At 73.2% G+C, this 19,186-nt stretch carries 14 protein-coding genes; 8 read left to right on the forward strand and 6 right to left on the reverse strand.

The window, feature by feature from the left end; all coding sequences use genetic code 11:
* Nucleotides 1–326 precede the first annotated feature (326 nt).
* Both ACZ3YL_RS03415 and ACZ3YL_RS03420 read left to right on the forward strand, forming a co-directional pair.
* Nucleotides 327–1,271 (forward strand): Gfo/Idh/MocA family protein, encoded by a 945-nt coding sequence (locus tag ACZ3YL_RS03415; protein ID WP_465655063.1) that lies wholly within the window; start codon nt 327–329, stop codon nt 1,269–1,271.
* A gap of 158 nt (nt 1,272–1,429) precedes the next feature.
* Nucleotides 1,430–3,448, forward strand: a complete 2,019-nt coding sequence (locus ACZ3YL_RS03420; protein ID WP_465655064.1) for an AfsR/SARP family transcriptional regulator — start codon at nt 1,430–1,432, stop codon at nt 3,446–3,448.
* Nucleotides 3,449–3,571: 123 nt separating this feature from the next.
* Here ACZ3YL_RS03420 and ACZ3YL_RS03425 read toward each other — a convergent pair whose 3' ends face one another.
* The 6 genes from ACZ3YL_RS03425 to ACZ3YL_RS03450 form a co-directional block, all read right to left on the reverse strand.
* Nucleotides 3,572–4,555 (reverse strand): NAD-dependent epimerase/dehydratase family protein, encoded by a 984-nt coding sequence (locus ACZ3YL_RS03425; RefSeq protein ID WP_188307562.1) that lies wholly within the window; start codon nt 4,553–4,555, stop codon nt 3,572–3,574.
* The gene (locus tag ACZ3YL_RS03430) at nt 4,552–6,018 is read right to left on the reverse strand and encodes a glycosyltransferase (protein ID WP_465655067.1); all 1,467 of its coding nucleotides are present in this window, start codon (nt 6,016–6,018) and stop codon (nt 4,552–4,554) included. Before ACZ3YL_RS03430 ends, ACZ3YL_RS03425 begins: the two co-directional genes overlap by 4 nt.
* A 169-nt stretch (nt 6,019–6,187) precedes the next feature.
* The gene (locus tag ACZ3YL_RS03435) at nt 6,188–6,877 is read right to left on the reverse strand and encodes a PIG-L deacetylase family protein (protein WP_465655068.1); all 690 of its coding nucleotides are present in this window, start codon (nt 6,875–6,877) and stop codon (nt 6,188–6,190) included.
* Nucleotides 6,861–8,930 carry a hypothetical protein gene (locus ACZ3YL_RS03440; protein WP_465655069.1) on the reverse strand — a complete coding sequence of 690 codons (2,070 nt, stop codon included), beginning with the start codon at nt 8,928–8,930 and terminating at the stop codon, nt 6,861–6,863. The genes ACZ3YL_RS03435 and ACZ3YL_RS03440 overlap by 17 nt, the downstream gene beginning before the upstream one ends.
* Before the next feature lie 2 nt (nt 8,931–8,932).
* The gene (locus tag ACZ3YL_RS03445; RefSeq protein WP_465655071.1) at nt 8,933–10,246 is read right to left on the reverse strand and encodes a hypothetical protein; all 1,314 of its coding nucleotides are present in this window, start codon (nt 10,244–10,246) and stop codon (nt 8,933–8,935) included.
* Complete coding sequence (locus ACZ3YL_RS03450) at nt 10,243–11,400, reverse strand: DegT/DnrJ/EryC1/StrS family aminotransferase (protein ID WP_465655073.1); 1,158 nt, start codon at nt 11,398–11,400, stop codon at nt 10,243–10,245. The genes ACZ3YL_RS03445 and ACZ3YL_RS03450 overlap by 4 nt, the downstream gene beginning before the upstream one ends.
* A gap of 190 nt (nt 11,401–11,590) precedes the next feature.
* On the opposite strand from ACZ3YL_RS03450, the gene ACZ3YL_RS03455 reads away from it, so the two are divergent.
* The 6 genes from ACZ3YL_RS03455 to ACZ3YL_RS03480 are packed head-to-tail and all read left to right on the forward strand — an operon-like array spanning nt 11,591 to nt 18,863.
* A complete protein-coding gene (locus ACZ3YL_RS03455; protein WP_188305977.1) occupies nt 11,591–12,646 on the forward strand; it encodes a thioesterase domain-containing protein in 1,056 nt (351 codons plus the stop codon).
* Between the two features lie 5 nt (nt 12,647–12,651).
* Entirely contained in the window at nt 12,652–13,890 is a 1,239-nt protein-coding gene (locus ACZ3YL_RS03460) for a radical SAM protein (protein WP_465655075.1), read from the forward strand.
* Nucleotides 13,887–16,220 (forward strand): lantibiotic dehydratase, encoded by a 2,334-nt coding sequence (locus tag ACZ3YL_RS03465; RefSeq protein WP_465655077.1) that lies wholly within the window; start codon nt 13,887–13,889, stop codon nt 16,218–16,220. Before ACZ3YL_RS03460 ends, ACZ3YL_RS03465 begins: the two co-directional genes overlap by 4 nt.
* Entirely contained in the window at nt 16,217–17,260 is a 1,044-nt protein-coding gene (locus ACZ3YL_RS03470) for an ABC transporter ATP-binding protein (RefSeq protein ID WP_465655078.1), read from the forward strand. The genes ACZ3YL_RS03465 and ACZ3YL_RS03470 overlap by 4 nt, the downstream gene beginning before the upstream one ends.
* Nucleotides 17,257–18,087: an ABC transporter permease gene (locus tag ACZ3YL_RS03475; protein ID WP_188305973.1), complete on the forward strand. Its 831-nt coding sequence runs from the start codon at nt 17,257–17,259 to the stop codon at nt 18,085–18,087. Before ACZ3YL_RS03470 ends, ACZ3YL_RS03475 begins: the two co-directional genes overlap by 4 nt.
* Nucleotides 18,084–18,863: an ABC transporter permease gene (locus ACZ3YL_RS03480; RefSeq protein ID WP_465655080.1), complete on the forward strand. Its 780-nt coding sequence runs from the start codon at nt 18,084–18,086 to the stop codon at nt 18,861–18,863. The genes ACZ3YL_RS03475 and ACZ3YL_RS03480 overlap by 4 nt, the downstream gene beginning before the upstream one ends.
* Nucleotides 18,864–19,186: the final 323 nt, after the last annotated feature.

Below are 19,186 nucleotides of genomic sequence, written 5' to 3' on the forward strand. Positions count from 1 at the left end.
CCGCCGGCCCGCGTCGCAGGGGGTGGCTCCGGCCGGACGGCGCCAGTACACCAGCCACGGATCAACGTCGGATCAACAACGTGTACGCACGTTGTTGATCCGACGTTGAGAGTCCATCCATCGGCGACTGATTGGCTACGGAAAAGCCACCTTCACGACACCCGTTCCCCCGCTGGCGACGGGGCCGGAGCCGCCGCACACGGCAGTACGGCGGTAAGCCGCTACGGCGCTACGGCAGTACGCCGACCCGCCCCGCCGGCCGACCACCGCCGGCCGGCGCCGCCCGATCGAACCCGAACGTTCCGAGCAACCTTGGAGTCCTCACGATGAGCACCCGGATCGGCCGACCCCGCATCGCCGTCGTCGGCGGCGGCGGAAGGATCGGTAGCACCCACGCCCGCCATCTCGTCGAGCTCGGAGCCGACGTCACGGTGGTCGAACCCGACCCGGCACGCGCCGCGGCGCTCTCGGCCGCACTCGGCTGCCGCGTCGTCCCGCATGCGGCCGGGCTGCCCGATGCGGACGGGGCCGTGGTGTGCACGCCGACCGATACCCATGCGGCCGTGGTCGCCGGCCTGCTGCCGCTCGGGATCCCGGTGTTGCTGGAGAAGCCGTGCACGGCACAGCCGGAGGCCAGCGCACGCCTCGGCGCGCTCGCCGACGAGGCCGGGGTGCCCCTGCGGATCGGCTTCCAGCGTCGGTTCTCCCCGGAGTACGCCGCACTGCGACGGGAGTACCGCGCCCAGCCCGACCAGTTCGGGTTCGCCGTGTTCACCAGCTTGGACGGGGCCCCGCCGCCCCAGGGGTACCAGGTCGCCGGCGGCAGCCTCGCCTTCGACCTCCAGATCCACGACATCGACCTGGTCCTGTGGCTCTTCGGGTCCGAGGTCGTCGAGGTCTCGGCGTCCCAGAGCGACGCCGGCGCGGCGGCCGACCTCCTGGTGACCACGTTGACGCTGGCCTCCGGGACGGTGTGCTCCGTGGTGAGCAAGCGGGCCAGTCCGGGCGGCTGCCAGGCCTATGCCGAGCTCATCGGCTCCAGCACGCTGCTGGACACCCGGCCGAACACCGCCCCGGGTCCGCACCCCGACTTCCGGTCCCGGTTCGCCGCGGCGTACCGCGCCGAGATGGCGGCCTTCCTCGCGTTCGTCGAGGGCGGACCGGACGAACTGCCGCACTGGCGGGACGCGGTGGCCGCGGAGACAGTCTGCGCCCGGATCGACGAGGCGCTCAGTCCGGCGGGCGCCCACGCCGGGGCGCCCGTTGGCTGAGAGCGGGTCGGGTCGGCGCGCGGCCCCCGCGGGCGTGCGGCCCGGCTCGTGCTGACCGATCCGCTGCACGCCCGCTCGCAGGCCGGCGCGGGTGTCGGATGACAGCACCGGGTATCGCCGCGGAATCCCGCGGCTCCGACGCACGACTGGGACGGGACATGTCCAAGGGCCCCTTCACGTTCGACATCATGGGACCGATCCGCGCCGCCCTGAACGGCGCCCCGCTCCCCCTGGGCGGCCCGCAGCAGTGCGCGGTCCTCACGCTGCTGCTGATCCGGGCCGGAGAGTCGGTCCCGCTCCACGAGATCAGCGACCTGCTCTGGCAGGACGACCCGCCGGCCACCGCGGCGAACGTCGTACACCACCACATCAGTGCGCTGCGACGCATGCTCGAACCGGATCTGGGCCGGCGCGACGCCGGACGCTGGCTGCTGCGCAGCAGCGTCGGCTACCGGCTGGACGTCGATCCGGACTCCGTCGACCTGCACGTGTTCCGCGGGCTCGTCGAACGCGGCCGCGACCGCGCCGCCCGATCCGACTGGGAGCAGGCGGCGAGTCTGTACCGCGAGGCACTCACACTGCGGCGGGGCTCCGTGGGCACCGGCAGCCCGCAGAACGTCGCCGGCACCGCCTTGTTCCAGGCCGCCGAGAGCGAGTACGCCAAGGCGGTGGTGGAGGCCGCGCAGATCCACCACCGGATCGGCCACGGGCACTGGATACTCCCTCCGCTCCGGCTGACCGCGGAGCGCTATCCGCTGGACGAACAGCTCCAAGCCGCCCTGGTCCGCGCACTCGGCGCGGCCGGCCGCCAGGTCGAGGCGCTCGACATCTACCGGCGGATCCGGACCACGCTCTCGGAGGAGCTGGGCATCGAGCCCGGCGACGCGCTGCGCGCCGCCCAGACCGCGGTGTTGCGGCAGAGCGTTCGCACGGACGCCACCGCGGATCCGGAGGACACCGCGCCCGCACCGACCGCCGCGGCCCCGCACCCACAGCCAGCCCCGGTCCCGCACCCGCACCCGACCCCGCACCCACACCCGGCCCCGACCCCGCACCCACACCCGGCCCCGGCCCAACTTCCGCCCGGCCTCCCGGTGTTCGTCGGCCGGGACGAGGAGCTGGCCCGGATCCTGGCCCTCGCTGCCGACGCCTCCGGCCCGGTCATCGCGACGATGAACGGTATGGCCGGGATCGGGAAGACCGCGCTGGCCGTGCACGCGGCCCACCTGCTGGCCGAGCGCTTCCCCGACGGGCAGCTCTTCGTGAACCTGCACGGCTTCGACGACTCGGCCGCGGCCCTCGCGCCCGCCGACGCGCTGCGCTGCCTGCTCGAATGCCTCGGCCTGCCGGCCAGGGACCTGCCCTCGACCCTTCCGGGGCTGACCGGCACATACCGCAGCCTTCTGGCCGACCGCAGGGTCCTGATCGTGCTCGACAACGCCAGGGACGCGCAGCAGGTCCAACCGTTGCTGCCGTCGGCGCCCGGCTGCATGGCCCTCGTCACGAGCCGCAACGTGCTCGAACAGCTGCTGGTCACCCACAACGCCCGTCCGGTGTCCGTGCCGCCGTTCAGCGTGGGCGAGGGCCGTGTCGTCCTGGAGCGGCACATCGGGCCGTCCCGGACGGCCGGCCAGGCGCGGGCCCTCGAGGCGATCGTCGAGTCCTGTCGCGGGGTGCCGATCGCCCTGGCGGTCGCGGCCGCACGCGCGTCGTTGAACCCGGGCCGGCCGCTGAAGTCGATCGCGGGAGAGCTGCGGACCGCGGCGAACAGCCTCGACGCCTTCTTCTCCCCGGATCCCGACCTCGACCTGCGCCGCGCCCTGACCTGCTCGTACCGGGTGCTCGACGACGCGACGGCCCGGCTCTTCCGGCGCCTGGGCGAGGGCGCGGACCGCCGTGTCCGGGTGGAGGCCGCAGCCGCGCTCGCCGGGTTGCCGGTAGCGCGCTGCCGGCAGTTGCTGGTCGGCATGGTCGCCGAGTCCCTGATCTCCGAGCCGACACCGGGCTGCTTCGAGATGCACCGGTTCGTCGCCGACTACGCGCTCGAAGCCGAGCACCGCGTCGAATCGCCCGCGGCACAGGTCGCGCAGGCGGACTGCACAGGCGGCCGCGCCCGGCACCGCGCCGCGCCCGCCCGCCGCCCGGTCCACCGGCTGGCGGCTCCGTCGACCGGTTGACGCGCTGCGGCGACCACCCCTCCCGCGCCTGGCGCCGGCCCGAGTCGGCGCCAGGCGCGGCCGCATAGGGATCCCCGGGCCGCGCCGGAACGCCGGGCGGACGAAGCACGTCGCACCGGTCCCCTACCCGAGCGCCGACGCCGCGCGCTGATACGCCGCCACGTCGGCGATGATCGTGGCCAGGTCGTGGCGCGGCCGGTAGCCGATCTGCGCGAAGGCCTTGGCGCAGTCGGGTGCGCGGCTGGGCACCTCCTCGAAGCCCGGGCCGTAGGTCTCGTAGGCCTGCTGGTACTCGACGTGCACGATCTCGCTCGATGACTGCGTGACGGCGACGACCCGCCGGGCCAGCTCGGCGATGTCCACCTGTTCGAGGCCGCCCAGGTTGAACGTCCCGCCGTGGGCGGTCTCGTCCTCGAGCAGCGCGACGAGCGCCGGGACGATGTCGAGCACGTGGCAGAAGCAGCGCCGCTGCGCCCCGCCGCCGTAGACCGTCAGCGGATCGCCCGCCAGCGCCTGGCCGACGAACCGCGGGACGACCATGCCGTAGCGTCCGGTCTGCCGCGGCCCCACCGTGTTGAACAGCCGCACCGTGACCGCCCGCAGCGCGTGCTTGGCCACGTAGCCGTAGGTCAGCGACTCCGCGACAGCCTTGGCCTCCGCGTACGTCCAGCGGCTCAGCTGGGGCGGGCCCAGGATCTGGTCGTCCTGCTCGGTCAGCCGCGGCTTGCTGTTCTTGCCGTACACCTCGCTGCTCGACGCCATCAGGATCGGCACGTCGTGTGCGTGCGCGGCGGCGAGGACGTTCTCGGCACCGTGGATGTTGGTCCGCAGTCCGCCGAGCGGGTCCTCCAGGACGTTGAACACCCCGACCAGGGCGCCGAGGTGGAACACCCGGTCAACCGTGGCGACCTCGCGTCGCACCAGTGCCTCGTCGCAGACGGAGCCGGTGACGGTGCGCAGGCGCGGGTGGCTGCGCACCGACGCCAGATTGGCCATGCTCCCGGTGGTCAGGTTGTCGAGGACGACGACCTCGTCCCCGGCCGCCAGCAGGTGTTCGGTCAGATGGGAGCCGATGAATCCGGCTCCTCCGGTCACAAGGCTTCTCATCGCGGTACACGTTCCTCACCCGCGGGCAGGCCCACATCGGTCAGTTCGGTCATCGGCCAGGAAATCGGTGCGCAGCGGAACGCCGCCGGTCCGGAGGTGCCGGCCTCGTCCTCGGTCGGGTCGAACTCGGACGGGTCGAACTCGGTCGGGTCGAACTCGGTCAGGTCGAACTGGTGCAGTTCCCGGCGGAGCGGAGTGGTGAACTCCCAGTACGGGCGGTCGTACGCCGCCAGCGCCTCGTTCAGTTCGGGGTCCGGCACGGGCACCGGCGCGGTGCTCACGCCGGACAGGACGAACACCTCCCGGCAGACCCGGTCCATCTCGGCCAGCACGCGGCTGAAGGTACCGTCCGGGAAGTGACGCCAGTAGTCGGTGATCACGCCGAGCGCGTAGTGCTTCCCGGCACCCGGGAGCCGGGTCCCGAGCAGCGGCAGGTGGTGTCCCGGGCCGTCGGGCAGGTCGGCCGGGTAGCACACGGTGTCCGGGGCGGGCAGGCCCGCCGGCCAGCCCTGCGGGGCGCCGACCAGCAGGACGGGGCCGTCCGCGTCCGTGATCCGGCGGGTCAGCCGGTCCAGGGCGGCCAGGCGGCCGCAGTCCGCGGTCGCGGCGTCCAGGCCGTCGGAGAACCGTTCCAGCGCGGGGATCAGGTCGCGGGAGTGGGCGATGTCGTAGCTGCACACCGCCTCGACGTCCAGGCTCGGGTAGTCGCGCACAAGGATGTGTTCGTTGCGCCGGTCGCGCACCACCTCGCGGTTCCGGTCGCGCTCGTGCGGCTGGTGCAGGGTGATCGCCGCGGGGGCGAAGACCGTGGGCAGGCCGGCCCGGGCGAGCCGGTAGCCGAGTTCGATGTCCTCGATGCCCTTGACCTCGAACCGCGTGTCGAATCCGCCGACGAGGTCGAAGAACGACTTGGGCACGGCGGCGTTGAGCGTCCAGAAGAACGCCCAGTCGGCCGGACGGGGCCGGGCCAGCAGCTCGGTGAGGGGATCGTGCAGCGAGGGGGTCCGGGCCAGCCGTGCGAAGACGGCGTCCGGATCGGAGAAGTCCCAGTCCGCTCCGAGCTTCAGTCGCCATGCCTCCGGCGTCAGTTCGCGCCCGGCGCCGTATCCGCAGACGGCGACCGGGCCACCGGCCTGGGCGTCGAGGTGGGCGCGCAGCAGGTCCGGGTGGCACAGGCAGTCGGCGTCGAGCAGGACCAGCAGCCCGCCGCGCGCCGCCGCCGCGCCCGTGTTGCGGGCCACGCCCGCGCCCCGGGCGCGCTCGTGCCGCAGCAGCCTGATCCGGTCACCGTCGGCGAACTGCGCGACGGTCTCACCGACCGGCTCGTCGGACCCGTCGTCCACCACGACGATCTCGAACGCACCCGGGTCCAGGGTCTGGCGCCGCAGGCTGGCCAGGCAGTGCTGCAGGGCTCGCGTCCGGTTGTGGGCGGGGATGACGACGGTGATTTCGGGTTCTGCCATGCCTGGGGTTCCTTCCGGTCGGGGCCGTCGGCTCCTCTCGGAGCCGGTCGGCGTCGGCGGCGTGGGCCGGGCCGTGCGTGTCGGACACGGCACCGGCGGCGTGGGCCGGGCCGTGCATGTCGGACACGGCACCGGCCCGGACGCGGATCAGGTGGATCCCGTCCGATGGCTACAGGACGGTCCGGTGGACTTCGAACGCCTCCGCGTGCCGCACGCCGATCGCGGCACCCCGCAGGGTGGCGAGCGCCGCGATCGACTCCTCGCTGCGGATGTGCGGAGCGGGCCGGTGCTGGGACCGGTAGGCCCGGATCGCCGCCAGCTTGGTGTCCAGACGGCCGGTGATGTCGGCGTACGCGGTGGACAGCGGCAGCGGTTCGGACGCCCACTGGATCTTGGACGACTCGTAGCTCATCACATGCGGGACGAGCCACTTGCCGAACTGGGAGCCGATCGGCCGGGCCGCGGCGAAGCCGGCGGCGAAGGTGGCCGCATGGTCCTGGTCGTAGTCCCGGCCGCTGGGCAGCAGCAGCAGGTCCGGGCGCAGCCGGTCCATCTGCTCCTGGAACAGGTCGACCAGTTCCCTGCGGGGAAGCGTGTCGAGCCGCTCGTTGAGCTGCCGGTCGCCGTGGACGACGGTGTAGCCGAAGCCGAGCAGCGCACTGACCTGTTCGACCTCGTCCAGCCGCGCCTGGTAGGTGACCGGCTCGTCCAGCCCGTAGTGCGCCATCCCGTCCACCGACAGGTACACCACGTGCACCTCGCCGCCTGCCGCGGACACCGAGGACAGCAGCCCTCCGCAGCCGAGCACCTCGTCGTCCGCGTGCGGCGAGAGCACCAGCACGCTATGGAAGTTCCTCACGGTTCCGGCTCCTTTCCTTGTCGCTGTCGCCCGGCCACGCCCGCGTTCCGGAGGCGTCGCCGTCGGGGCTCCCGGTGCCGTCGGGGCTCCCGGTGCCGTCGGCGGCTTCGGCGAGCAGCGTTCTGATCGATGTGGTCGACACGAACGGGAGGCCGGCCAGGGCGGCGAGGGGCTCGGGCCCCACGGCGGCGAGCGCGGCCAGGTCCTCGAAGGTCGGCGGTGTGTCCGGCTCGTCGGTCAGCGCGTCCCAGGCGCGCAGCCGGCGCCCGAGCTCGACCACCGGCTCCGGGCCGGGGCCCACCGCCGCGACGGCGTGGGCCCGCAGGGCCGCGGGCGTCTCGGGCGTCCCGGAGGGGAGCGCCCCGACGGCGTGCATGTGGTCGAGCACCGCGACCAGCCGCCGCCGTGACTCCTCGTCGACCGGCGCGTCGCGGGGTCGGCCGAGCAGCGCGGCCACGTCGTACGGCGCCGGCAGCGCGGCCGGGTCCGGGTCCGGCCGGCGCCGCCAGTACGGCGGGGTGAGGTGGTAGAGCTCTGCGAGGTGCCGGCGCAACCGCGGCCAGGGGTACTCGTCGAGCACGCGCCGGACCTCGACGGTGTCGCCGGGCGGCTCGGGCCGGTGCACCTGGACCCCGTCGCGGGCGGCCAGCACCGTCTGGTCGCTCACCGTGCGGCCGTCGCCGGCCGGCACCCACGCCCGGGGCGACGGCGGGTGCCGGTCGGCGGTGACGGTCAGCACGACGTCGGCGGCGAACGCTGCGGCGCGGGTCCACCACTCCGCCGCGTCCAGGCTCGCGTCACCGTGCCGGTATTCGATCGAGTCGTCGGCCCGGCCTACTGACCTGGCGATCTTGAGCGCCGGGTGTTCCAAGCGGCGCTTGAGGTCGTCCCGCAGCTGTCTGATCCGGGTCGCGTCCACCGGCGGCGGCCCGGGCAGCGGCTGGCAGAACCGCGTGCCCCGGTGCGCCTCGGCCCGGATCGAGGTGCCCAGGCGGAAGTGCAGCCACTGCCGGGCCTGGAAGCGGGCCAGGTGGCCGGCGTGCAGGGCGGTGTCGGTGCCGAAGGGGACCCCGACGTGGACGTGGCCACCGGCCCGGACGCTGGTGTAGCCGCCGCAATCGCGGATGATCGCGCACACCTCGACGAGGTCCTCGTACGCCTGCGGGGTGTCCCGCAGGATCGGCGACACGACTTCGCCGTCTCCCTCGGCCTCCTCCAGCTCGACCCGCCAGGTACGGCGGTCCTCGCTGTAGGGCTCGGCGCCGTCGGGCCCGCGGTCGGCGCCGTGCTGCCGCACCCGGGCGTCGCGGGCGAGCCCGCGCGTGCGCAGCAGCGCGGCGATCGCGTCGATCTGCGGGGTGCTGAGCAGCGTTCCGTCCGCCGCCCGGGCACCGCGCCCGGCGTGGAACTCGATCTCCACGCCGCGGGTGACCAGCCTCCCGACGCCGCCGAGCAGCCGCCGGTACTCGGTCTCCAGTGGCGGCAGCCCGGCCCGCAGCCGGCGGGCCACCCGGTGCGCCGCCTCGTCGAAGAGCCGGTGGTCGCGCAGGTAGGCGGCGGTCGGCCCGGCGGGCAGCAATCGGCGCAGCCGATCGCGCACCTCCGCCGTCGTCATCATGGCCGGCCGGCCGTCGGCCGGCTCCAGATGCGGCGGCAGGCCGCGGGGCAGCAGCCGGTCCTGGTGATCGGCGAACCTGGGGACGGCGCCGGCGTGCGGCGGGTGGGAGCGCCACGCGTCGGCCCGTTCGTCGGCGCCGTCCGCCCACTTGAGCCGGACGCCGCGGCGCAGGTCCGCGACGACGTAGCCAGGCGCGGGCACGTGCACGGATTCGCCCCACCGCGCCGCCAGTTCGGCTGCCCACCCCGGCTCCACACCGGAGGCGGCCAGGCACACCTCGAAGCCCGCGTGGCCGTGTTCGCGGAGCAGTTCGGCCACCTCGCCCGGTGCCGGCAGCGGTGCGCCGTCGCGCAGGGTGAGCACGCACAGCCCTTCGGGTCCGGTCGCGCCGTGCACCTCGATTCCGGACACCGGGCCGGCCTGCCCCTGCGCCACGGTCACTCCGATCCGCGCAGCACGCCCCAGGTGTGGTGGACACACCTGACTCCGCCGTGGATCCGGACGGTGAACCCGCGCTCCCGGGCCCCCGTGCACAGCAGCCCGTCCCAGCCCATCTGCTCCTCCCAGTCGAACAGCACCGGTGCCCGGGAGACGACGGCGTTGGCCCAGACAGTGCAGGCGCCGCCGACGCAGCCCACGTCGAGTGGCTCGTCCGGCAGTTCCTCCCACGGGATCGGCGCGCCCCAGCCGCCCTCGGGTACTGCCTTGCCCCCGCAGACGTAGCGCCCCTCGACCCGGTCCCAGGCCGCGGAGATCGCCGCGAGCGGCGTGCCGCTCGGGCGCGAGTACTCCTCGACGAGCCGGCGCACGGCGTCGGCCGGCGGGTCGATGTCGTCCTCCAGCGTCAGGACCAGGTCCTCCTTGATCCTCGGCAGGACCGAGGCGTAGAGGCGGGCCACGTGCAGGTTCCGCTCCCGCTTCAGGTACCACTCGTCCGGCGACGGCCGGTACACGGTGCCGTCGACGGTGAAGTCGAGGTGCTCGATCCCCCGGGCGGCCTGGATCCTGACGCTTGCGGCCCGCAGCCGCTCGGTGAACTCCGGATCGCGGCTGTTGTCCACCACGTAGAGCGAGGTCCGGGCGGGCAGCTCGGTCTTCAGCAGCATCTCCTCCCACCGGGAGAAGGTGCTCTCGCGCCCGGCGTGCAGCGAGACGATGGCCAGCGAGCGCTTCTGCCAGGCGTCGGCCGTGGCGTCGGCCTCGGACCGCGGCGCCGGCGGTGCCGCGAAGCTGACGGCGCGCCAGCCGGCGGCGGTCAGGTCCAGGCAGAGCGCGTGGTCGAGCGACGCGGGCCCGTCGCACCGGTCCGGCCACCACCCCACCAGCTCGGCGGCGGCACGCCGCCAGACCGAGGCTGGCTCGATGCCGTCGGCCACCCGCAGCGCCCAGTAGTCCCGCTCACCGTCCTCGCTGCCGGGCGACAGCACCGCGACGTCGGAGGGCGCCGTGCCCACGGCCCGCTGGGCGGCCGCGAGCAGACCCGCCGGGACGACCGCGTCGACGAACACCGCCCAGCGGGCGTCCGTCGCGGCCCAGCCCGCGGTGCGGGCCTGCGCCCGGCTCGGCCAGTCACCGGCCAGGACCGTCCAGCCCTCGGGCGCCTGAAGGGGGGCCGAAGCGCCGAAGCCGAGCAGGATCCGCTCGGCGGGCGCCGGGACCTGGGCGTCGACCGCGGCCAGCACCGCGCCGAGCCCGCCGGGACCGCCGGCGTCCGCCGTGACGATGACGGCGATCTCGGGGGCCGCGGTCACGCCGCGCTCACCGCGTGGTCGGAGAGCACCTTGGCCAGGGCGTCGACGCAGTCCTGGATGTCCTCGGGCCCGGCCGCGGGGTGGACGGGCAGGCAGAACGCCGTGCTCGCGCACAGGTCGGAGTTCGGGCAGGTCTCGTTGGAGGGGTTGCCCGCGAAGATGGGCTGGCGGGTGAGCGGGATCGGGTAGCGGCGCTGCGCGGGGATCCCCGCCTGCTGCAACTCGGAGACCAGCGTGACGACGTCGAGGACGGACGGGTCGGTGGTGAGCCGCAGGGTGTACTTCCACGGTGCGGCCACCCCGCCGGGCACGACCTTCGGCAGCGAGAGGCCGGGCAGCTGCGCCAGGCCTTCGTCGAGCAGGGCTCCGTTGCGGCGGCGTGCGGCGACGAAGCCGTCGAGCCTGCCCAACTGCACCAGGCCGACGGCCGCCTGCGGCGAGGTCAGCCGGTAGTTGTAGCCGACCGCGGCGTGGTGGAACAGCCCGGGGCCGGCCGGCACCAGGCCGTGGTCCCGCAGCATGCGCAGCGAGGCGGCCAGGTCCGCATCCGCCGTCAGCAGAGCGCCTCCCTCGCCTCCGGTCGTCATCGTCTTGTCCTGCCAGAAGCTGAAGGTGCCGACGTCGCCGATCGTGCCGACACGGCGGCCGTCGACCTCGGCGCCGTGGCCTTGGGCGGTGTCCTCGACGAGCTTGATCCCGTGCCGACGCGCCATCTCCGCCAACTGCCCGACCGGCGCCGGGTATCCGTTGAGGTGCACGGCGATGACGGCCTTGGTGCGCTCACTGATCTTGGCCTCGGCGTCGGCCGGGTCGATGCAGAAGGTGTCCGGGTCGATGTCCACGAAGACGGGGGTGGCGCCGAGGTAGGCGATGGGAGAGGCGGATCCCACGAAGGTGTAGGCCGGCACCAGGACCTCGTCGCCCGGGCCGATGCCCAGCGCCGCGAGCGCGAGGTGGATGGCGCTGGTGCCGTTGTTCACGGCGATCGCGTGCGGCGCCGAATGCCACTGCGCGTAAGCCTCTTCGAACGTGGCGACGTGACGGCCGGAGTTCTGTGAGAGCTCGTTGGTCAGCAGGACGGCGGCGGCGGCGTCCACCTCCTGCGGGCCGAGCTGGGGCCAGGACGGGAAGTTCTTCGTTCGTACGGCGGACACGTCTCTCCCAGCGGGTTCGAAGGTGAGGAGGGAACGGTTCACAACCGGCTCCGTCCCGGCCGCTGAGCTTAGGCACGGGCACTGGTGGAGGAATGAACGCCGTCTGTCGGCGGCGTTCAGAGCGCGGTCAGAGCTTGATCACTGGACTTCCCTAACGTTCTCGCCAGACATCCGAGAGATTGGCGGCTTCGTGGAGCAGGGACTTGCGCCGGTGCCGGAGGGCCCGAAGCGGCCTTTCCGGGACCAGTGGGAAGCGGCGGTCGCCGAGGCCTACGCGGACGAGCTCGACGTCGCCGACGTCTCGATCGACACCGCGTTCAGCACATCCGGCGACGACGAGGCGGCCGACCGCATCGTGGACCGGCTGTTCGAGACGACCCGCGCCCGGCTGCCCCGGGCCGAACTCACCGCCCGCGACACCGTCGAACGGGTCGCCGCGTACCTGCGCGAGCGCGCGCCGTCCGACCGCTGCCTCCAACTGCCGGCCGACTTCGATCCGCACGCTCCCTCGCTGTTCTACTTCCACTCCGCTTCCGGCACGGCGATGGCCATCAGGACCCTGCGCTCGGTGCTGCCGGTCCAGTCGGTCGGCGTGCGCGCCGCCGGGCTGGAGGGCGAGCGCGAGGTGCCCCGCAGCATCGAGGAGTTCGCCTCGATCTACCTGGAGGAGTTGCTGCGGCTGCCGGCGGAGCAGCCGTATCTGCTGTGCGGCTTCTCGACCGGTGGCGCGATCGCCTTCGAGGTCGCCTGCCGGCTGCTGGCGGAGGGTCGGCGCGTCGCGATGCTCGCCCTCATCGACAGCCAGCCGCCGGACCCGTCGCTCGCCGCGGGGGTGTCCTCGGAGGAGGTGTTGATCGGCGGCAGACTGCAGGAGCTGCTCCGCCGGATCGGCGTCGACGTGCCCTACACCATCACGGTCGGGGACGCGGGCGTCGTCAGCAGCCTGAAGGAGGCCCGCGTGCTCGCGGAGACGGTCGGACCGGAGGTCCTGCGGCGCCAACTGGAGGTCTTCGCCCGCGCCCTGCGCGCCGACCGGTTCTACCACCCCGGCTACTACGCCGGCGACCTGCACTACTTCAACGCCCACATCACCGACGACCTGGTCGGCAACTGGGAGCCCCACGCCCGGCGCGTCATCCGCCACCGCGTCGAGGCCGACCACCACGAGTACTCGATCTTCCCCGACCCGGGATTCCGCACCGAGTTCGTGAACGCGGTCCGCGACGCCTTGTCCGAAAGGCCGTGACAGGCATGATCGAGAGCACTCCGTCCGCACCGCCCGCGCAGCGGCGTCCGAGCAGCCACGTCGAGTGGACCGAGGCCCGCCTCGAGAACCACGAGCTGAACCTCCGTGAGTTCGAGCAGCGGGCGACGCGTCTGCACAGCCTGCCCCGGGTGCTGTTCGTGGAGCTGACCGAGAACTGCAACCTCTCCTGCCCGATGTGCCGCTCGGCCGGCAAGTTCGACCGCTCCCGCAACATGAGCCAGGAGCTGTTCGACCGGATCGCGCGCGAACTGTTCCCCACCGCCGAGATCGTGGACCTGCGCGGCTGGGGCGAGAGCACGATCCTGAAGAACTTCCCCCGGTTCGTCGACCAGACCCTCGACTACGGCTGCCGGGTCCGCATGGTGACCAACCTGACGGCGTTCCACGAGGCGACGTGGCGCAAGCTCGTGCGTTCCGGCGCCCTGATCTCGGTGTCCTTCGACGCCGGCGAGCGCGAGACGTTCGGCAAGGTCCGCCGCGGCGCCGACATGAACGTGGTGCTGCGCAACCTGGAGGTGCTGGTCGACGAGGCACACGCCAGCGGAGTGGGCACCGGCAACATCCACCTCAACGTGACCGTGCAGCCCGCGGCACTCGACGAGCTGACCACCATCGCCAAGCACGCCGCACGGCTCGGCGTCGGCATGCACCTCAGCCCGATCACCCTCCCGGACGGGCATCCGGACCAACTGCTGTACCACCGTCCCGAGGTGCTCCGCGCGCTCGCCGAACTGGCGGAGGTGGCCGAGTCGACCGAGGTGGACGTTCAGCTCAACACGGCGCTGGACGAGCTGTGGGCCGACGACGACACGGCGAACAAGACCTGCACGCATCCGTGGATGTACCTGTACGTCAACTACCGCGGCGGCGTGGGCTTCTGCGACCACCTGATCGGCTCGCCCGCGGAGCACCATCTGGTCGGCGATCTGAACACCGCCGGCCTGCGGGAGATCTGGAACAACGAGCAGTACCTGTCGTTGCGCGCCCAGCACGGCGCCGGCCGCGAGCACATCGACCCGAAGTTCGAGGACTGCCGCTGGTGCTACCGCAACCGCTACCTGGACTTCGACCACGAGTCGTACCAACCGTACGAGAAGCACCGGACGCGGCTGACCCGCTCCCTGTGCGCGTCCTTCGTACCCGGTCCGGCGATCGCGCCGCCGGGGAGCCGACTGCTGCCGTTGTCCGTCCGCCCGGCGCCCGCTGCCGAGGGGGAGCAGTGACGGCGCCGCGACAGCCCGCGCGGCCGGAGACGGACGAGCGCTCCCACCTGCTCCCGCTGGCCGGCTCCGACTGGGCCGTGTGGCGTGACATCGTGCTGCGCGGCGCCGGCTTCCCGGCGACCGAGGCGCGCCGGCTCTCGGCGCCCGGCCTGGCGCAGGCCGCCGGTCTTCCGGACCAGGAGTTCGACGGGCTGTGGAAGGCGGAGCTCGAACGGCTGGCGGACTCGCTGCGCGAGGTGGCGGCCGACCCGCGGTTCCGCGAGGCCGTCGCCTGGCAGAACCCCGCCGCGGTGCGCAGCGCCGTGGACAAGGTCGGCCGGCCGGCCGAACCGGGCCGCACCACGGAGCTCAAGCATCTGCAACTCGTCGCCAACTACCTGCAGCGGTACACCGTCAAGAACGACACCATCGGCTTCTTCGGCCCGGCCGCCTGGGGTCGGCTGACCGAGTCCGACCGGCCGATGGACTGCGCCGGCGGGCCCGGCCTGCTCGCCGACCGCACGGTCTACTTCGAGAACTGGGCGATCGACACGCTCGCCCGGCGACTGTCCGACCAGCCCGGCATGCGCCGATGGCTGCGGCCGGTGCTCTCCGGCGGGGTCTTCGTGGACGACGACCGGCTCCTGCGTCCTTACCGGGAACCCGTCGAGCTGCCGCCCGGCGTCCTGTCCCTGCTCCGGATGTGCGACGGATCGCGGACCCTCGCCGAGCTGGCGGCGCGGCGGGACACCTCGACGGTCGACTCGATCGTCGAGGAGCTGCGGCCGTGGCTGGACGACGGCGTGGTGCGGATGGACCTGAGCGGTCCGATCGAGGCGCATCCCGAACGGACGCTGCGGGAACGGCTCGCCCTGGTCGGCGACCGGGAGCCGCGCGAGCGCGCGCTCGCCGCGCTCGACGAGCTGGAGCGCGGCCGGGACGCGGTCGCCGCGGCGGCCGGCCGGCCGGACCAGCTGATGGCCGCCACCGCGGCGCTGGACGAGGCGTTCCTGCGGATCACCGGCAGCGACGCCGTACGCAGGCACGGCGAGATGTACGCCGGGCGGACCCTGGTCTACGAGGACACCAGGCGCGACGTGGATCTGGAGATCGGACGACCAGTGCAGGAGGCGATCGGCGGGCCGCTCGGCCTGGTGGCCGACAGCGCCCGGTGGTTCGCCGACCGCGCCGGCCGCAACTACCTGGACCTGTTCGGTTCCCTGCTCGACCGGCACAGCCGCGCCAGCGGCCGCGACCGCCTTCCGCTGTCCCAGCTGCTGGGGATGGCCACCCGGCAGCTGACGACCCGCGGCGGGCCGCCGGAGCCGGTGGCGGACGCGGTGTCCCGGCTGCAGGCCAAGTGGGCGCGGATCCTCCGGGTACCGGACGGCGCGCGGCGCCACGAACCGACCGTCGAGTCGATCCGGGACGCGGTCCGCCGGGAGTTCCCCGCGACCGCCCCGTTGTGGTCCGCGGCGCGGCACCACTCCCCCGACCTGATGATCGCCGCGGCCGGGCTGGACGCGGTGCGCCTCGGGCAGTTCACGGCGGTGATGGGCGAGCTGCATCTGGCCACGAACACGCTCGAGGCCCGCCCCTTCGTGGAGCGGCACGCGGACGTCGGCCGACTGCTCGAAGCCGCGGAGCGCGACCACGCCGGCCGCCGCTGGTACTCGGTGCCCAGCAAGGACTCACCACTGGTCAACTCCCGCAGCTACCCGGCCGCGCTGCTCTCGCCGCACTTCCGGTACTGGTGCCTGCACGACAGCGACACCGGCGCGCCCGGCCCGGTGTTCCCGTCCGCCGCGTTGGAGGTGTGCCGCGAGGACGGGCGCCTGGTGGTGGTCTCGAAGACCGGCGAGGGACCGTGGGACCTGCTGGAGGTGCTCGCCGAGCAGGTCTCCGCCGCGATCGTGGGCGCGTTCCGCCCGCTGGCGCCGGCCCGGCACCTGCCGCGGATCTCGATCGGCCGCCTGGTGGTCCAACGGGAGGCCTGGAGCTTCGAGCCGGCCGAGCTGGAGTGGGCGTTCGCCAAGACCGCGGCCCGGCGGTTCCGGGAGGCGCAGAGGTTCCGGGAGGCGCACGACATGCCGGTGCGGACCTTCTGCCGCGTGCACACCGAGCGCAAGCCGACCCTGACCGACTTCAGCAGCGTCCTGATGCTGGAGCAGACCGCGCGCGCGGTGCGCCGGGCCGCGGCGGACACCGCCGAACGCCGGAGCGTGACGATCTCGGAGATGCTGCCGGACCTCGGCCAGACCTGGCTGACCGACGCCGCCGGCGCCCCGTACACGGCCGAGCTCCGGATGGTGCTCGTCGACCCGCTCGGCACCGAGGGAGCCCGGCTGTGACCCCTGCGGCCATCGAGGCGTCCGGGCTCGGCCGGTCGTTCACCGTGGCGGAACGGGACGCCGGGCTGCGCTCGGCGGTCGGCGTCCTGGTCCGCCGGCGCAAGCAACAGGTGCACGCCCTGCAGGACGTGGGCATCCGGGTCGAGCCGGGAGAGATCGTCGGCATCCTCGGCGCGAACGGGGCAGGAAAGACCACCCTGCTCAAGCTGCTCTCCGGGCTGCTCCACCCCTCGACGGGATCGGTGCGCGTGCTCGGCCACGATCCGGCCCGGCGCGAGCCGGCCTACCTGCGCCGCATGGCGCTGGTCATGGGCAACCGGTACCAGTTGCAATGGGATCTGCCCGCCGTCGACTCCTTCGAGCTCAACCGGGCGATCTACCGGATCCCCCGCGAGCGTTTCCGGCAGACCAGGGACGAACTGGTCGAACTGCTGGACCTCGGCGACCTGGTGCGCAAGCCGGTACGCAACCTCTCGCTGGGCGAGCGGATGAAGATGGAGCTGGTCGGCTCGCTGCTGCACGGGCCGGAGATGCTGTTCCTGGACGAGCCGACCCTCGGCCTGGACGTCGCCATGCAGCGGCGGATCCGGACGTTCGTCGCCGACTACAACCGGACCCGGTCCGCGACCGTGCTGCTGACCAGCCACTACATGGCCGACATCGAAGCGCTCTGCCAACGGGTCGTGGTGGTCCACCGCGGCCGGGTGCTCTACGACGGAGACCTGTCGCAGCTCGGCGAGCGCTTCGCCGCGCACCGCGACATCGAGGTGACGCCGACCGGTCCCGACGTGGACCTGAGCGGGTTCGGCGAGTGCCGGCCCGCTTCCGCCGGGCGGTTGCGGGTCCGGGTCGAGGCGGCACGGGTGCCGGAGGTGACGACCCGGTTGCTGGCCGGGGGTGGGGTCACGGACCTCACCGTGACGCGGCCCGCGATCGAGGACGTCATCGAGCACATCTTCACCTCGGACGCGGTCGACCTGCGGGTCGACGGCGCCGACCCGGCGGGCCACGGCGCCCCGGCCACGGCGGCGGCCCCATGACGGCCGGGGCCGCGGCGGACCGCGTGCGGGCGCTGGCCGCCTTCTACGCGGCCGCCGGCCGGCAGTCGATGACCCAGCAGCTGACCTATCGCGCCAGCAGCCTGCTGCTGATGGCCGGCATGCTCACCGAGCCGGTGATCTACCTGGTCGTGTGGTCGGCGATCGCCCGCGCCCAGGGCGGATCCGTCGACGGGTACACGCCGGGCACCCTGGCGGCCTACTACATCACCTGGACCCTGGTGCGGAACATGAACGTCGGCTACGCGCCGGCCGGGTTCGAGCACCGGATCACCACCGGCCGGATGTCGGGCCGGATGCTGCTGCCGATCCATCCGATCCACTACGACCTGGCCGGCTTCGGCGGGGCCAAGATCGTCTGGATCGCCCAGTGGCTTCCCGTCGCCGCCGTGCTCGTCCTGCTGTTCCACCCGACGGCGCATCCGACCCCGGTCGGTGTGCTGGTCTTCCTGGTGTCGATCTGGGCGGCGTTCGTCATCCGCTCGCTGTTCCTCTGGCTGATCGGGCTGGTGACGTTCTGGACCACCAGGGCGAGCGCGCTGTTCGAGCTCTACCTCCTGCTCGAACTCCTGCTGTCCGGACGGCTGGTGCCGCTCGCACTGCTGCCGCAGTGGATGCGGAGCGCGGCCGGGTGGTTCCCGTTCGAGTGGATGTTCAGCTTCCCGATCAACGCGCTGATCGCACCCGGCCCGGCTCCGCGGCTCCTGGCGGGACTGGGCGTCCAGGCGCTGTGGATCGGCGTGGGAGCGCTGCTCGTGGCGGTGGTCTGGCGGCGCGCCGTGCGCCGGTACACCGGGGTGGGCGCGTGAACATCCGACTGGCCGCGCTGTACCTGCGCCTGCTGCTGCTCAACGAGATGCAGTACCGGGCGAACTTCCTGCTGCGCATCGCCACCTCCGTGCTGTCCCTGGGCACCTCGGTGATCACACTGGCTCTGGTCTTCCGCCAGGTCCAGCGACTGGACGGCTGGGACCTGTACCAGCTGGTGGTCCTGGCCGGCGTCTACACCACCCTCAGCGGCTTCACCCAGATGCTGGTGATGCCCAACGCGCTGTCCCTGTTGACGGACATCCAGGAGGGCGCCCTCGACGCGGTGCTGCTCAAGCCCGCCGGTGCCCTGCTGACCGTCAGCGTGCGCTCGTCGAAGGTGTGGCAGGGGCTGGACGTGGCGATCGGCCTGGCCACGACGGCGACCGGTGCGGTGCTCTCCGGCGGCGTGGGCCTGTCGGCGGTCCCGGTCTTCGCCGTCACGCTGCTGTGCGCGGCCGCGCTGATCTACAGCTTCCTGATGTCGATCGCCATCAGCGCGTTCTGGTTCGTGAAGCTGGACAACGTCGCCGAACTGTTCTCGGGCCTGTTCCAGGCGGCACGCTGGCCGGTCGGCCTCTACCCCGGGTGGATGCGGATCGGGCTCACGGTCCTGATCCCGATCGGCCTGGCCGTCACGGTGCCCGCCGAAGTCCTCACCTCCCGGGCGGCCGGGGCGGGCCCGGCCGCGTTGGCCGCATTCGCCGCCGCCGGCCTCGCCTTCACCCGGTTCCTGTGGCGGCGCGGTCTGCGGCGCTACTCGGGTGCCTCAGCCTGAAACCTCGTACGGAGACCCTGTGGACATCAGCCTCTTCTCTTTCGCCGACGACGCGTCGCGCACCGACCGGGGACGCTACGACCTGCTGCTCGACGGGGCCCGGCCGGCCGACGACGCGGGCCTGCGCGCGGTGTGGACACCGGAGCGGCCTGTTCGGGTCCCCGGACACCGCGCGCCGCACCCTCCGGTCCTTCGAGGACATGGGGGTCGACGAGGTGGCCTGCCTGATCGACTTCGGTGTCGAGCCCGAGGCCGTGATGAGCGGCCTCCACCGGATCGCCGACCTGGCCCGTGAGCACGCCTGACGTTCCCGCACGAGAAAC

The sequence above is a fragment of the Kitasatospora sp. NPDC023176 genome (assembly GCF_055560495.1).